This is a genomic window from Neobacillus sp. NPDC058068, assembly GCF_042885335.1.
Taxonomy (GTDB): Bacteria; Bacillota; Bacilli; order Bacillales; family Cytobacillaceae; genus Neobacillus.
In genome coordinates, this window is the sequence record NZ_JBHVSI010000002.1 from 397,927 (window position 1) to 411,283 (window position 13,357).

The window sequence follows — 13,357 nt, forward strand, 5'->3', positions numbered from 1 at the left end:
AAAAGACAGGTCTGAAACCCGTCTTTTCTGTTTCCTCTATTCTTCACTTTTAGTCAATTCTTTAAAGCGCTGCTTTGTCATTTTTTCATCGAAACTGCTGTAGATTCGATAATTCCCCGCGTCTAATATTCGAAAATGTTTGCTGAGAATATTTTGCTGAAGGATAAATCCGTTTTTCTTTGATATCGCTTTCCACCATAACCGGCCGCCCATTGTTTTCATTCTGCGATAATCAATACCTTCTCTGGCGACTGTCTCCAATACTTCCAAGGGCTCGTTCCCAAATAAAAATTGTACTGTTTCTGTTTCACGAAAAAGTGCGCAAATGGCAACAACAGTAGACCAATTGGCAAGAACTCTTCCCTTCTCAATTTGCACAAGCGTTTTCTTTGAAATACCAATAATATCTGCCATTTTATCCTGGGTATAACCTGCTTCAGTCCGGATTAACCGAAGCTTTTCAGAAACCTGCATGATAATTTCTTCCCTGGTCACATTAAGCCCTTCCTTCAATAGCTTCTAGTGTAATTTTACACAAATCCCATTCATCATTCAAATCATAAGAATAAAAAACTGCTATCGTCTTAAGATAGCAGTTTTTTACGAGACTTTTATTACACTTTTGGCGGAATACTGCACTGGCTTGAACAGGAGTTTTTCAACTCACAGGCGGCACATTTTCCTTTTTTAGATTTATTTATGAATTTCACAAAATGCCAAATCGCGTATCCAAAGATAGCTACACCTATCAAAACACTGGCAATCATTTGCTCCACCTCTTTTTAATAGATAAGAAAGTATACAATTTGGGACTTTCAAATTTGTTCAGCTCTTGCACCTCAGCGGCTTTTCTTAGAATTAAACCCATCCGAACAATTTGCCGCCTTGATAAATGATTAAGGATAAAACATAGGCAATTGCGAAGGCATAGATCATCGAAAAAGCTGTCCACTTTTTCGATGCTGTTTCTTTATAAATGGTTGCTACAGTTGCTAAGCACGGAATATACAACAAAATGAATACCATGAAACTATAAGCCGCAAGCGGGGTATAATAATCTGCTAATAAGCCCTGCAAACTGGCATCATTCGGTACAAAATAGATAATATTCATCGTCGAAATAATCGCTTCTTTGGCTAGGAATCCTGTGATTAATGACGCGGATGCCTGCCATGTAGAAAAGCCAAGCGGCGCAAAAATTGGCGCAATCGCATTTCCAATTGCAGCTAAATAGCTGTGATCCATATCCACGTTTAATCCATTGGGACCTGCATATGATAACAGCCAGATAAAGACCGAACCAGCGAAAATAAAGGTTCCAGCCTTTCTTACGAAGCCTTTTCCTTTATCCCAAGTGCTTCTCCATAGTGATTGGAATTGAGGTAGACGATACGGCGGCAATTCAATCACAAATAAGGAAGTTTCTGATTTTAAAATTGTTGAAGAAAAGATTTTAGCCAAGATTAAGGCCACAACAATTCCAAGGACATAAAGGCTTAGAACAACAAATGCCTTATTACCGGCAAAAAAGGCACCCACAAATAAAGCATATACGGGTAAACGGGCCGAACAGGACATTAATGGCGTAAGTAAAATGGTTAATAACCGTTCCCTTGGTGTTTCAATCGTTCGTGCCGCCATGATTCCAGGAACATTACAGCCGAAGCCAATCATCATCGGGATAAAGGCCTTCCCATTCAATCCGACTGATTCCATAATTCGGTCCATAACCAAGGCAACCCTGGCCATGTACCCGGAATCTTCTAATAACGAAATAAAGAAGAACAGAATAAAAATTTGCGGTACAAACACGAGAACACCGCCAACACCTGCGACCAATCCATTAATTATTAAAGCATGAATAAACTCCGAAGCATTTATGGCTGTTAGCACCTTCTCGAATCCGACTGTAACCGGTCCAGTGAAAAGGGCATCAAGAGCATCAGATAAGGGCGTTCCCAGCCAATCAAATGTCAGCATGAACATAAAATACATGAGCAATAAGAAAATCGGCATCCCTAAGAAACGATTCGTAACAATACTGTCAATTTTTTCCGACAGTGGAATATCCGAATTACTTTTTCTAGCTACATCTGCCACGATACCCTCAATGACTTCTTTTCTTTTTAAATAGATGAGGTTTGCTAATGATTTACTATCATATAGCTCCTGTAATTTAATTTCCAAATTTGCACTAATGGTCTTCAATTTTTCGGAATCTGCAATACTATTTACATATTCCTGAACATATTCATTTCCTTCAAAATACTGAATCGCCAGAAAACGTGCAGAATGATTGGTTTTTCCGATTATTTCAACGGTCAATGCCGTGATTGCTTCCTCAACCTCTTTTCCATAATAAACGAGGTTCTTTTTCGTTGGCTGAATTGATTTTGTTGCGATGACATCTACTAGTTTATCGCAGCCTTTTCCACTTCTTGCTACGACTGGAACGACTGGTACACCAAGAACTTCCGATAACTTAGATGCGTCTATATGAATCCCGCGCTTATTGGCGACATCTATCATATTTAGACCAATAAGAGCTGGCTTTTCAAATTCAAGTAATTGCAGGGTCAAATGTAGATTTCGTTCTAATTGTGAAGCATCCAATATATTTAACAGGCGGTCAACCGATTCATTCAAGAAAAAGGAAGTGACCACCCCTTCATCCTTTGACAATGGATTAAGGGTATATACACCTGGCAAATCTATTAAATGACCAATATTATTTTTGAAAACGCCGACTTTCTTTTCAACGGTTACACCACTCCAGTTACCGACATACTCATAGGAACCTGTTAGATTATTAAACAATGATGTTTTCCCGGTATTAGGGTTTCCGATAAGAGCGATTTCCATTATATTCTCTCCACTTCAATCTGAACTGCCTCTTTGCGGCGGATACCGACACATTGTCCGCATGATTCAATCATAATTGGACCGCCAAATGGCATGACACATTTCACGCACACTTCTGAGCCTTCTGTTATCCCTAAATCAAGTAAACGTCTTTGTACCAGGTGACCGACATGAGAAATGTCAATAATCTTTCCCTTATCTCCTGCTTTTAACGATCCAAACATGTATATCACCCTTATCTAGGTTAATTGAGAATGATTATCTTTCTATATTGACATTTTAACACTTTTTTAGGGAAAGGGCATACTAATTTTGTGACAAATGTTCGAAAAAAAAAGAAAAGCAGTTTGCCTTTCTTTTTCACTCCATTTTAATGTTCTTGTAAAAAACTTTTCTTTGGCATTGCACCGATCACAAGAATGATGATAATCGCACTGATAACGAAGCTTGGGAGCATATAGGTTCCATTATATATGAGCGAGTAGGTTGTTACCGGCTGGTCCTTAGGTGCATATTCACCGAAGAAAACGATCCCAGAAACAACATGACATAGATAACGGAGAAAACTTCCAAAAAAGGCGCCAATTATTGTGAATATCATCCATTTCCCTTTATTACCTTCAGCAAGGGCTTTTTGAATTTGACCAACAAAAACGCCTGCTAAGCCCACTACTGTAAAAGCAATAAAATAATCGATAATACCTTGAACAATGGTATAAATTTGGGCAAAACCTAGGATAAATTGTAATAGACCTAGTAAGAAGCCTGTTAGTAGGCCACCCTTTATTCCCCAGCGATAGGCCATGAGGAAAATTGGGACCATAGCAATAGAAATGGATCCACCCTGCGGCCAAAATCTTACCATTAAGAAACCTGATAACAGATCAAGTAAGTAGGCAAGTGCGGTAAAAACAGCAATTTCCGTAATAAATAGTGTGTTACTTCTCTTTTTGTTCACTCCTGTTTCCCCCTATTAAACGTTTTGGATTCGTTTGATATCTTCCTTAAACAAGATGGCGCCCTAAATTTAAACGAAAAAAAAGCAATGAGACATAAGGAATTGTCTGCATTGCTTAACGATCCGGCAAACCACATCCCTACGCTAGTGTTAACTAACAGGTTCATAGGGTCAGAACTCGAACGTTCACTCTCAGCCGCATAAAGCAGCCCCCCCTGTGGAAATATTCAATTGATTCCATAATCGAATATACTATTGAATAAACGCTTTGACAAGGAAAATATTACATCCATGTTAAAAACGTATGATTTTATTTCCCAATTAAGATTTATCAAGACTGATATTGGGAAATTTTTTTTCTTTCAATTAATAAAGGGTTTTACTCAGAATAAGCGAATTATCTTTGTAAGAAAGTTTCTACAGAGGGGGTTAATATGTTTACAGATAAACAAACCGATTTAATTGCCTTTTTTGCTAAAAATAAAGAAAAATTATTACGAGAATGGGATAATTCAAGTGTTATCTCTAAAGGGGACCCTTTTTTAGGGGAAATTCGTAAAAATGCTATAGCACTTCTTAACGTTGTATTAACTATGCATGAGATGACGGACGAGGAAATTTTAGTGACGCTTGAAAGTCTAGCGAAAAAAATTTCACAAGAAAGAGTAATGGCTAATATTAACATTGGCGACTTTGTTTATAATGTTAATTTGGGCAGAACGATTTTATATAGCTATTTAAGTAAAACGGGTATTTCTTGGCCCGATCTTCAGGAATCGATGAATAGAATTAATTTTTGCTTCGATAAATTTCTTTATTTTGCCGTTTCTCATTATACAGAGGCAAAAAACAAAATCATTGAAGAAAAAACCTTATTCATCGACTCGACCCATCAGGATCGGTTAACACTTCTTGGACAAATGACGTCCAGTTTCATTCATGAATTTAGGAACCCGCTTACATCTATTCAGGGATTTATTCAATTACTGAAAGCAGATTATCCAAATATGAAGTATTTGGAGATTATTTCAAGTGAATTAGACCAACTAAATTTTCGCATCTCTCAGTTCCTGCTTTTATCGAAAAAAGAATTAATCGGTAAAGAAAAAGCGGAATTCAAGATGAATCAGCTAATTGATGAAGTATTAAACTTTCTCTACCCGAGTATTCTTGACGGTAAAGTTAAAATAAACAAGGATTTAAATGAAGATATTACACTGCATGGTTATGCTGACGAAATTAGACAGGTCTTTATTAATATCATTTTTAATGCCATTGATGTTCTTAATCATCATGTGCATGAGAATCCAACGATAGATATTTTCAGCTATTTAAAAGATCCTCAGAACATCACAATCGATATTTCTAATAATGGACCAATAATTCCGGCAGAATTGCAGAAAACCATATTTGAGCCATTTTTTACGACAAAAAAGCTTGGCACTGGTCTTGGGTTATTTGTCTGTAAAGAAATTATTGAAAAACATAAAGGGGAGATGTTTTGCGATTCCAAACCAGAGAAAACCACCTTTTCGCTTACTCTCCCTCTTGCCGCTTCCCCCAAAATTACATGAATAAACTAGTATAGAAAATCCCTGCTTATTTCGGAGCTGGGATTTTTTTCAATATACACCTTCCGAAAAAGTTTTTTTGGCATATGATGTACTAAAATTTTTTTCGGGAGCTTTGCCTATGTTTACATTAAAAGTTGACCATGAAATTGAGCTTCAATTGTTTGAACGACAACACGCATTACAACTATATCAGCTTGTTGAAGAAAATCGCGAACATTTACGGGAATGGATGCCATGGGTTGACAGTATGAATGCCCTTTATCATTTCGAATCCATTATACCGGTTTGGCTTACTCAATTTGCCGAGAATACTGCCATTAATGTTGGGATTATTTACAAGGGGGAACTTGTTGGATCAATTGGATTACATCAAATGGATTGGTATAACAGCACGGCAAGCATTGGCTATTACCTTGCTAAAAAGGCGGAAGGACACGGTATAATCACCCGTGCTGTTCAAACCTTGTTAAACTACGCTTTTTTTCAATTAGGATTAAACCGGATTGAAATTCGCTGCGGGGTTAAAAACAAGAAAAGCCAGGCGATTCCCGATAGACTTAGGTTCGTTAAAGAAGGAATTATTAGAGATGGAGAACAATTAAACGGCCGCTTTCATAATCTGATCATTTACAGCATGCTGGCTCGTGAATGGAGTGGAGCGCCTGCCCATCAAAGATAAGTTAATCCTTAAAGCTGCCATTTGGCGGCTTTTTTTGTACTTGACTATTTTATTGAATTAATAAATTTATTCAACTCGCAATTAGAATTTGAAATGAAAGGTAATAATGAGACAAAGAGTTAAATTTGAAAAGGGGCGGAGCGTCGCACTAGCGAATTAGTCTAGACAAGTTTAGCAGGTAATATATATTTTTTGGCAATGAACGAAGTGAATCCTAGCTCTGCTCACACCGCCTTTATTGGCAGGGATGGTTCTCTGAATTTATTTCCATGGTAGATAGCGCGTAGACCGCCATATTAGTTTGGTAAGTGAGGTGGCATACCTTACTATTGTGAGGGAACCAATGATTTGGATAAACATTGTCATAATAGCGCTCCTAATAGCGTTTACTGCATTTTTTGTAGCATCAGAATTTGCAATTGTAAGAGTGCGTACAACGAGAATAGACCAATTACTGTCAGAAGGAAACAAACAAGCCGAGTCTGCAAAAAAAGTCATTTCCAATATGGATGGATACTTATCAGCTACACAAGTAGGCATTACAATTACTTCTTTACTATTAGGATGGCGCGGTGAGTCCACAGTCCGTGAGCTTTTAAACCCTCTTTTGCAATGGATTCAGTTACCGATGTCAATAAATCAGGTTTTCTCGTTTATATTAGCTTTTGCAATAATCACCTTTTTCAATGTAGTTATTGGTGAATTAGCCCCGAAAACGTTTGCAATTCAAAAGGCTGAAGAAATAATCCTGCTGTTCGCGCCGCCGATGATATTATTTTATAAACTTATGTATCCGTTTATTTGGGTGCTTAATCGGTCGGCCCGCTTGATCACAGGTCTGTTCGGAATAAAACCCGTTTCTGAACAAGATATGGTACTTTCTGAGGAAGAACTGCGGATGATTCTCTCGCAAAGCTATGAAAGCGGAGAAATCAATCATTCAGAATACAGCTATATGAATAGGATATTTGAATTTGATGACCGCATTGCTAAGGAAATCATGGTTCCGCGAACAGAAGTCATTACACTGCCAAAGGAGGCCGCCCTTGAAGAAATCATCGAAATGGTGAAGGAAGAAAGGTATACCCGCTATCCCGTTATTGATGGTGACAAGGATACGATTTTAGGGATCGTTAATATTAAGGAAATTTTAACCGATTGTATTCAGCAAAAGTGTAATGGCGAGGAACCGCTACTGTATTATTTAAAGCCCGTCATTCATGTAATTGAGACTATTCCTATTCAACAACTATTGGTGAAGCTGCAAAAAAACCGTTCTCACATGGCTGTTTTATCAGATGAATATGGCGGTACGGCAGGAATTGTGACTGTCGAAGATATTCTCGAAGAAATAGTTGGTGAAATTCGTGATGAATTCGACCTGGATGAACTTCCTTTAATTCAAAAAATCGGTGATGGTCACTTTATCTTAGATGGAAAGGTCTTAATAAGTGAAGTTAACGACCTGTTAGGAACAACTCTTGAAGAGAATGATGTCGATACGATTGGCGGCTGGTTCTTAACGCAGAAGTTTGATGTACATAAAGGAGAATCCATCGAAAAAGAAGGATTCATTTTTAAAATTGAGGAAATTGAAGGGCATCATATTTTGTATATCGAGGTATTTAAGGCAACTGCGTCTCCGATATAGGAGACGTTTTTTGTTGAATATTTTTTGTAATATTTTTATTTTTCTGTTCATATTTACGAATTTTCTCCATAAAATGTTGTTATCAACTCTTACACTAATAAGGAAGTTTGACTGTATGGTTTAAATTCTATATAATTATTGATAATTTATACTTTCCATTAGACGAGATTAGAAGAAAATAAGTTTTGTATAATATTGGGAGGTGACTCCTTTCTCGTGTAGAAACGGGATAAGGGAACTTATTTGGACATATTTAATTTGGTTTTAATAGCCATTTTAATAGCTTTAACTGCCTTTTTTGTTGCTTCAGAATTTGCGATTGTTAAAATTAGAAGCTCCAGAATTGATCAGTTAATTGAGGAAGGAAATTCGAAGGCTGTTTCGGTCAAAAAGGTTATCACAAATTTAGATGAATATCTGTCTGCCTGTCAGTTAGGTATCACAATAACGGCTCTTGGTCTTGGGTGGATTGGAGAAAAGACGATAAAAGGGTTGCTTGCACCACTTTTTGTAAAGATGAACATACCTGAGAGTGCAACCCACCTATTATCAGTTGGAATTGCATTTGCAGCCATCACGTTTTTACACGTTGTAGTCGGGGAACTTGCACCCAAAACACTAGCCATTCAAAAGGCTGAATGGATTACCATGACTGTCTCCCGCCCGCTTATCTTTTTTTATAAGCTCATGTACCCCTTTATTTGGGTTCTGAATGGATCAGCGCGGGTCATTTCCGGCATTTTTGGCTTAAAGCCAGTGTCCGAAAATGAAATTGCTCATACAGAGGAAGAGCTTCGTATTATCCTGTCTGAAAGCTATAAAAGCGGTGAAATTAACCAATCGGAGTTTAAGTATGTAAATAAAATTTTTGAATTTGATAACCGCATTGCTAAAGAAATCATGGTTCCAAGAACGGAAATTGTTTCATTATCCAAGGATGATTCATTAGAAACCTTTCTTCAGGTTTTACGTGAAGAAAAGTTCACAAGGTATCCCATCATTGATGGTGATAAGGACCATATTATAGGGCTTATCAATATAAAGGAAATTATGACTGATTTAATTGGAAAGGAAAACCTTTCAACAAGAAACTTGGAAAATTACACCCGTCCGATTATTAGAGTAATAGAAACCATTCCCATCCATGATTTGCTGGTAAAAATGCAAAAAGAAAGAATGCACATGGCAATATTGATGGATGAATATGGCGGTACATCAGGGCTTGTTACCGTAGAAGATATCCTTGAAGAAATTGTTGGCGAGATTCGTGACGAATTTGATATGGATGAAGTGCCAGAGGTTCGTAAAATGAAGGAAAACCATTATATTATTGACTCGAAGGTCTTAGTCAGCGAGGTAAATGATTTATTGGGTCTTGAAATTAATGACGAAGACGTTGATACCATTGGCGGCTGGATTCTCACTGAGAATTATGAAGCTAAAGAAGGTGACATCATCCATCATGAAACGTATTCCTTTAAAATCCTCGATATGGAAGAGCATCATATAAAATATATAGAAGTAACCAAAAATGCCGCAAGTGGTGGAACCGATATCCAGCAAATCGCCCTGTCAAAATCAGAAGTGCTATCATAAGTTTTGTGAAAGACCGTGTAAACGATAACGGTCTTTTTTTTGCTTAAAACTACTTTTATTGAAGATTCGTCCAATCAACAAGCCCTTTATAAGCATATCCTGCTTGTAAGGAGGGATGAGAAATGGATCGTTTAGCAAATTTATTTTTCGTTTGTATCTTAGCTGGTTTTGCCCTTATTCATATGCCTGTAATTTCATTTCTAGCTGGCATGACATCATTTTTTCACGTTGTCGGAGCACTTGCAATTTTAGTCTTTTCCTTTGTCTTGCTTTACCTAGGCATCAAAGCACTATTTAGCAAATTGTAAGGGATTGCAATTTTACTCAAAAGAAAAGATCAGATTGTGACAAATCTGATCTTTTTTGCTGTTTGCATTCAAAACGGAAAAATGAACATATTTTAAATTCTTCTATATTCCAGTAGTACCGTGAATTTTATCACAGGCAAAATTCGAAAAAAGAATTAAGCTTTTACTAGAAAGAAATGTTGAACCTTAGAATCCATTTCTATCTTTATGAATTACAATCAACTAGGAAAAGGTTGGTGTTAAATATGTTAATATCTTTTGATGAAAAGGCTACCTTATGGTTTTCAAAAGAATTCGAAATCAATAAACCGTTCAGCATTCGAATGTTTCCGCAATATGCCGGATTTGGCGAGAAGCATAAAGGCTACAGCCTCGCTTTTTCGGCAGAGAATCCTACAAATGCAGGAATTATTAAAGTGATAAATGGGATTACCTTCTTTGTTGAAGATAATGATGTTTGGTTTTTTGAAGATACGGAAACATACTTATCTGTCAACGGCCTCCTGGATGAACTACATGTTACTTACAAAGAAGAGGCAGGCATCAAAATCCATTAAAATACGATAAAAAACAAGCCAGATGAAATTCATCTGGCTTGTTTTTATGATAATTAGTTTACTTGCTTACCTAAGCTTGGCGGTAATAATTTTGCGCTTTCAAAAACTTTCCCCAATTTTTCTTCAGCTTGTGCAAAGGTTGCATCCGCCGCTTCAAGATTAGGTGTGTCTTTTTTCAATTCATCTGCTTTCGCTTGATAAGAAGCAGCATATTCATTAACAGTTGCTTCCAGATCAGCCTGCTGGTCCTTTAGTCCAGCTGGAATTTGAATAGCATTAAGTGCTGATGCTACTGCAGCGGCTGATTCACTAGCTGCTGCCTTTTCTTCAGCTGTCGGTAATTCTTCAGGCTTTGCATCAGGCTTCGATGCCTTCTTTTCATAAGCGTTCAAATCAGCATCTTTTTCGTTGATTTTATTTCCAAGCTCCATATAGAACTTAACTAATTCTTTCTTAACATCAACTTTAGGTGCTTCTGTTTCTTTTGCTGTTTCTTTTGGTGTATCTTTCTTATCCGTTTTCGCATCATCATTACTTGAGCATGCCGTCAGACCGACTGCCATAGTTAATGCGGATAAAAATAGTAAAAATTTTCTCACTTTTGTTTCCCCCTATTTCTTTAATTTATGCCTTGTTTATTTTACAACATTTAATAAGACGTTTAAAGTATTAAAAGGTTTCAAATTTATTTTTTTTTCGAATCTTTGGCAAAAATTTTAAAAGGATAATATAATAATAATCTTTCAAAAATTGCTATTATTGACATAATAATCAGTACTATCAAAACAATGCTATCAATAGTTCCAACTATGCTAACATTATTATTCAGAAAATTAGGAATAAATTGTGAACTATCTTACAATAATGAAAGTTTTTGTATATAATGAAGATGTGATCAAGTAATCTCTCTCCTCTACCTCCAATTATTGGTTCCATACCTTAAACAGAAAGGGGTTGGACATCATAGCGCACTCAAGACCTCAAATTGTTTGGTTTAATTTAACGTTTGATTTACCTGTCATCATTACAACGACCATTGCTGCTATCATCGTTTTCCTCATTGCCTACATATTTACAAGAAATCCTACAACAAGTGCACCAAAAAAGCGGCAAAACTTTATGGAGTGGATTGTGGAGTTTGTGAAGGATATCATGAACTCTTCTATGATTGCTTCAAACAATCTATTTATTTTATCAACAGGTGTCTCTCTATTAATGTATTTATTCATTGCAAACCTTATGGGCGTACCCTTCTCGATTATTACAGGAGAGGAGTATTCTATTGCCTGGTGGAAATCGCCTACTGCTGATGCACATGTAACCATGACACTCGCGATTATGATTATCGTCTATACACACTTCCTCGATATTCGCTTACATGGTTTCAAGCATTTTTTTCTGAGTTTTTTTAAACCCTTTAAAGCCCTATTTCCTATTAATGCTATCGAACAACTTGCCACAACATTAACATTAGGTCTTCGATTGTTCGGAAATATTTATGCAGGCGAGGTCATGCTGGCCCTTTTGGCAAGTGCTGTGAGCCATGGTTTTGGAACCGCTATCCTCGCTTCTATACCAATGTTGATCTGGCAGGCATTTTGTGTGTTTATTGGTGCAATTCAGGCTTATATCTTTGTTACACTTACAATGGTTTACATTGCTCACCGTTTAACATAATATAGAAATGAATGGAGTTGAATTGTTTTGGGTGATATTACTTTATTTGGTATCCCAATTTCATTTGGTACGATGATTTACCAAGCTATTATTTTTACGGTTCTTGTTTTTATATTAAAGAAGTTAGTTTTTAAAAAGCTGGTGAATATACTTGATAATAGAAGACAGCACATTGAAAATCAGCTCCAATTAACGGAAAAATATAAGCTTGAGGCTGAAAAGAACCTTAAAGCAAGTGAAACCATCCTTAAACATGCACGGACAGATTCGCGAGAAATTAGGAAGCATTGTGAAAATGAGGCGAAGCTGATTCTTCAAGAGGCCAAGGACAAAGCTAAACAAATCCTTAAAGAAGCAAAAGACGAAGCATTCCTTTCACGTTCTCGGTCCTTTTCTCAAAATGACCAATTTAAGGGGGCTTAATTTATGAAGCACAAGTTTACAAAATACTTGGGCAGAGTTACCGAAAATCTTGAATTAGGTTTTGAAGAAAAATGGATTTATGTTCATTACACAAAAGGCTCGATTGAAAAAACGGTCTGTCTATTAAAAAATGAAAACAAATCAGAACAACAGTATCTCGAGGTTTTTTTCACAGAAAATAACGTCTCTGAAGAAATGAAAAAAGAAGTTAGGAAATTTTTTAAGAATGAAAGGACTCACAATGATGCACATTGGAACGAATTTTCAACCTTTCTTATGAAAGCCCTTTCTTTAAATATGGTATTCGGTATTACCATTGCTCTATGTGTGTATGCTGGTTACAAGGCGGGGGCACTATTGGATTCCCGGTATGATATTTATCCCACTTTAACACTGATTGGTACTTTTTCCGGGATTGGCATTGGCGGTGTGACGGTATATTCGATGGTCAAAAGGTATTTTAAATCTCCAAATCAAAAACGGAAAGGCAGGGAACAGTCTGCCAATCTAGAACAGATTGAGGTCAGAAATTACCCAGTTATTGATGTAACGATTGAGGATGTTCGGAAAGCCGTCAGAACGTTTTCTGATAATTTACCAAAGGGCGTTTACCGGACGATTCTTGTTCAGGACGATAATAGTATTGACTATCAACAGCTTGCACCAATGCTTGGAGGGATTCCTGCTAAAAAATTCTATATGTCAAAGGAAACATATGATTTATTTGAAGAAAGTGATAAACATATTCCAATTGAGATGGATATCGTTCAAAAAGCGGTTGACCAATATGTCAAGGAGCGGAAGGAATATCCAATCTTAAAGTTTGACCCGCTTCGCAGAGTGAATTATTATCTGCTAATACAGGAGCACTTTCTTAAAACAGCTCCGGAAATACAATTTTATATTACCGATTTGGATGGACTTGTTACTCATATTAAACCACAGAAAAAAACCTCCTCTCAGAGCTGAGAGAAGGTTTTTTAGTTAAAACAGGATCATTCATATCTCTTTATAAATCTAGGTTGCTATTTTTGTAGTTCTTGAAATACCTTCAGTTAGGTTAATACGAACA

The 13,357-nt window shown here is 36.7% G+C and carries 15 protein-coding genes and 1 riboswitch; of the genes, 9 read left to right on the forward strand and 6 right to left on the reverse strand.

Features of this window, described 5'->3' with window-relative positions:
• Window positions 1-36: 36 nt before the first annotated feature.
• From ACFVSW_RS04255 to thiT, 5 genes are all read right to left on the reverse strand, one after another.
• Window positions 37-495, reverse strand: coding sequence for a helix-turn-helix transcriptional regulator (locus tag ACFVSW_RS04255; RefSeq protein WP_387312591.1), 459 nt, complete (start codon window positions 493-495; stop codon window positions 37-39).
• 119 nt (window positions 496-614) lie between these two features.
• Window positions 615-767, reverse strand: coding sequence for a FeoB-associated Cys-rich membrane protein (locus ACFVSW_RS04260; protein WP_387312594.1), 153 nt, complete (start codon window positions 765-767; stop codon window positions 615-617).
• Window positions 768-858: 91 nt separating this feature from the next.
• Complete coding sequence (gene feoB, locus ACFVSW_RS04265) at window positions 859-2,862, reverse strand: ferrous iron transport protein B (protein ID WP_387312597.1); 2,004 nt, start codon at window positions 2,860-2,862, stop codon at window positions 859-861.
• Window positions 2,862-3,086: a FeoA family protein gene (locus tag ACFVSW_RS04270; RefSeq protein WP_024030721.1), complete on the reverse strand. Its 225-nt coding sequence runs from the start codon at window positions 3,084-3,086 to the stop codon at window positions 2,862-2,864. Before ACFVSW_RS04270 ends, feoB begins: the two co-directional genes overlap by 1 nt.
• 146 nt (window positions 3,087-3,232) lie before the next feature.
• Window positions 3,233-3,820 (reverse strand): energy-coupled thiamine transporter ThiT, encoded by a 588-nt coding sequence (gene thiT / locus ACFVSW_RS04275; RefSeq protein WP_387312600.1) that lies wholly within the window; start codon window positions 3,818-3,820, stop codon window positions 3,233-3,235.
• Between the two features lie 119 nt (window positions 3,821-3,939).
• Window positions 3,940-4,046, reverse strand: a riboswitch (TPP riboswitch).
• Window positions 4,047-4,254: 208 nt separating this feature from the next.
• Here thiT and ACFVSW_RS04280 point away from each other — a divergent pair.
• From ACFVSW_RS04280 to ACFVSW_RS04305, 6 genes are all read left to right on the forward strand, one after another.
• Window positions 4,255-5,394: a histidine kinase N-terminal domain-containing protein gene (locus ACFVSW_RS04280; protein WP_387312603.1), complete on the forward strand. Its 1,140-nt coding sequence runs from the start codon at window positions 4,255-4,257 to the stop codon at window positions 5,392-5,394.
• 118 nt (window positions 5,395-5,512) lie between these two features.
• On the forward strand, window positions 5,513-6,073 hold the full coding sequence (locus ACFVSW_RS04285) for a GNAT family N-acetyltransferase (RefSeq protein WP_387312605.1): 561 nt from the start codon (window positions 5,513-5,515) through the stop codon (window positions 6,071-6,073).
• 343 nt (window positions 6,074-6,416) lie between these two features.
• Window positions 6,417-7,724 (forward strand): hemolysin family protein, encoded by a 1,308-nt coding sequence (locus tag ACFVSW_RS04290; protein ID WP_387312608.1) that lies wholly within the window; start codon window positions 6,417-6,419, stop codon window positions 7,722-7,724.
• Window positions 7,725-7,967: 243 nt separating this feature from the next.
• Window positions 7,968-9,320, forward strand: coding sequence for a hemolysin family protein (locus ACFVSW_RS04295; RefSeq protein WP_387312610.1), 1,353 nt, complete (start codon window positions 7,968-7,970; stop codon window positions 9,318-9,320).
• 122 nt (window positions 9,321-9,442) lie between these two features.
• Window positions 9,443-9,628 (forward strand): hypothetical protein, encoded by a 186-nt coding sequence (locus ACFVSW_RS04300; RefSeq protein WP_387312611.1) that lies wholly within the window; start codon window positions 9,443-9,445, stop codon window positions 9,626-9,628.
• Window positions 9,629-9,873: 245 nt separating this feature from the next.
• Window positions 9,874-10,185 (forward strand): HesB/YadR/YfhF family protein, encoded by a 312-nt coding sequence (locus ACFVSW_RS04305; RefSeq protein ID WP_387312613.1) that lies wholly within the window; start codon window positions 9,874-9,876, stop codon window positions 10,183-10,185.
• A gap of 53 nt (window positions 10,186-10,238) precedes the next feature.
• Here ACFVSW_RS04305 and ACFVSW_RS04310 read toward each other — a convergent pair whose 3' ends face one another.
• Entirely contained in the window at window positions 10,239-10,784 is a 546-nt protein-coding gene (locus tag ACFVSW_RS04310; RefSeq protein ID WP_387312616.1) for a hypothetical protein, read from the reverse strand.
• Between the two features lie 355 nt (window positions 10,785-11,139).
• On the opposite strand from ACFVSW_RS04310, the gene atpB reads away from it, so the two are divergent.
• The 3 genes from atpB to ACFVSW_RS04325 are packed head-to-tail and all read left to right on the forward strand — an operon-like array spanning window position 11,140 to window position 13,254.
• Complete coding sequence (gene atpB, locus ACFVSW_RS04315; protein WP_387312619.1) at window positions 11,140-11,862, forward strand: F0F1 ATP synthase subunit A; 723 nt, start codon at window positions 11,140-11,142, stop codon at window positions 11,860-11,862.
• 27 nt (window positions 11,863-11,889) lie between these two features.
• Complete coding sequence (locus ACFVSW_RS04320) at window positions 11,890-12,285, forward strand: F0F1 ATP synthase subunit B (RefSeq protein ID WP_387312622.1); 396 nt, start codon at window positions 11,890-11,892, stop codon at window positions 12,283-12,285.
• A 3-nt stretch (window positions 12,286-12,288) separates the two neighbouring features.
• Entirely contained in the window at window positions 12,289-13,254 is a 966-nt protein-coding gene (locus tag ACFVSW_RS04325; RefSeq protein ID WP_387312625.1) for an AtpZ/AtpI family protein, read from the forward strand.
• The last annotated feature ends 103 nt before the right edge of the window (window positions 13,255-13,357 follow it).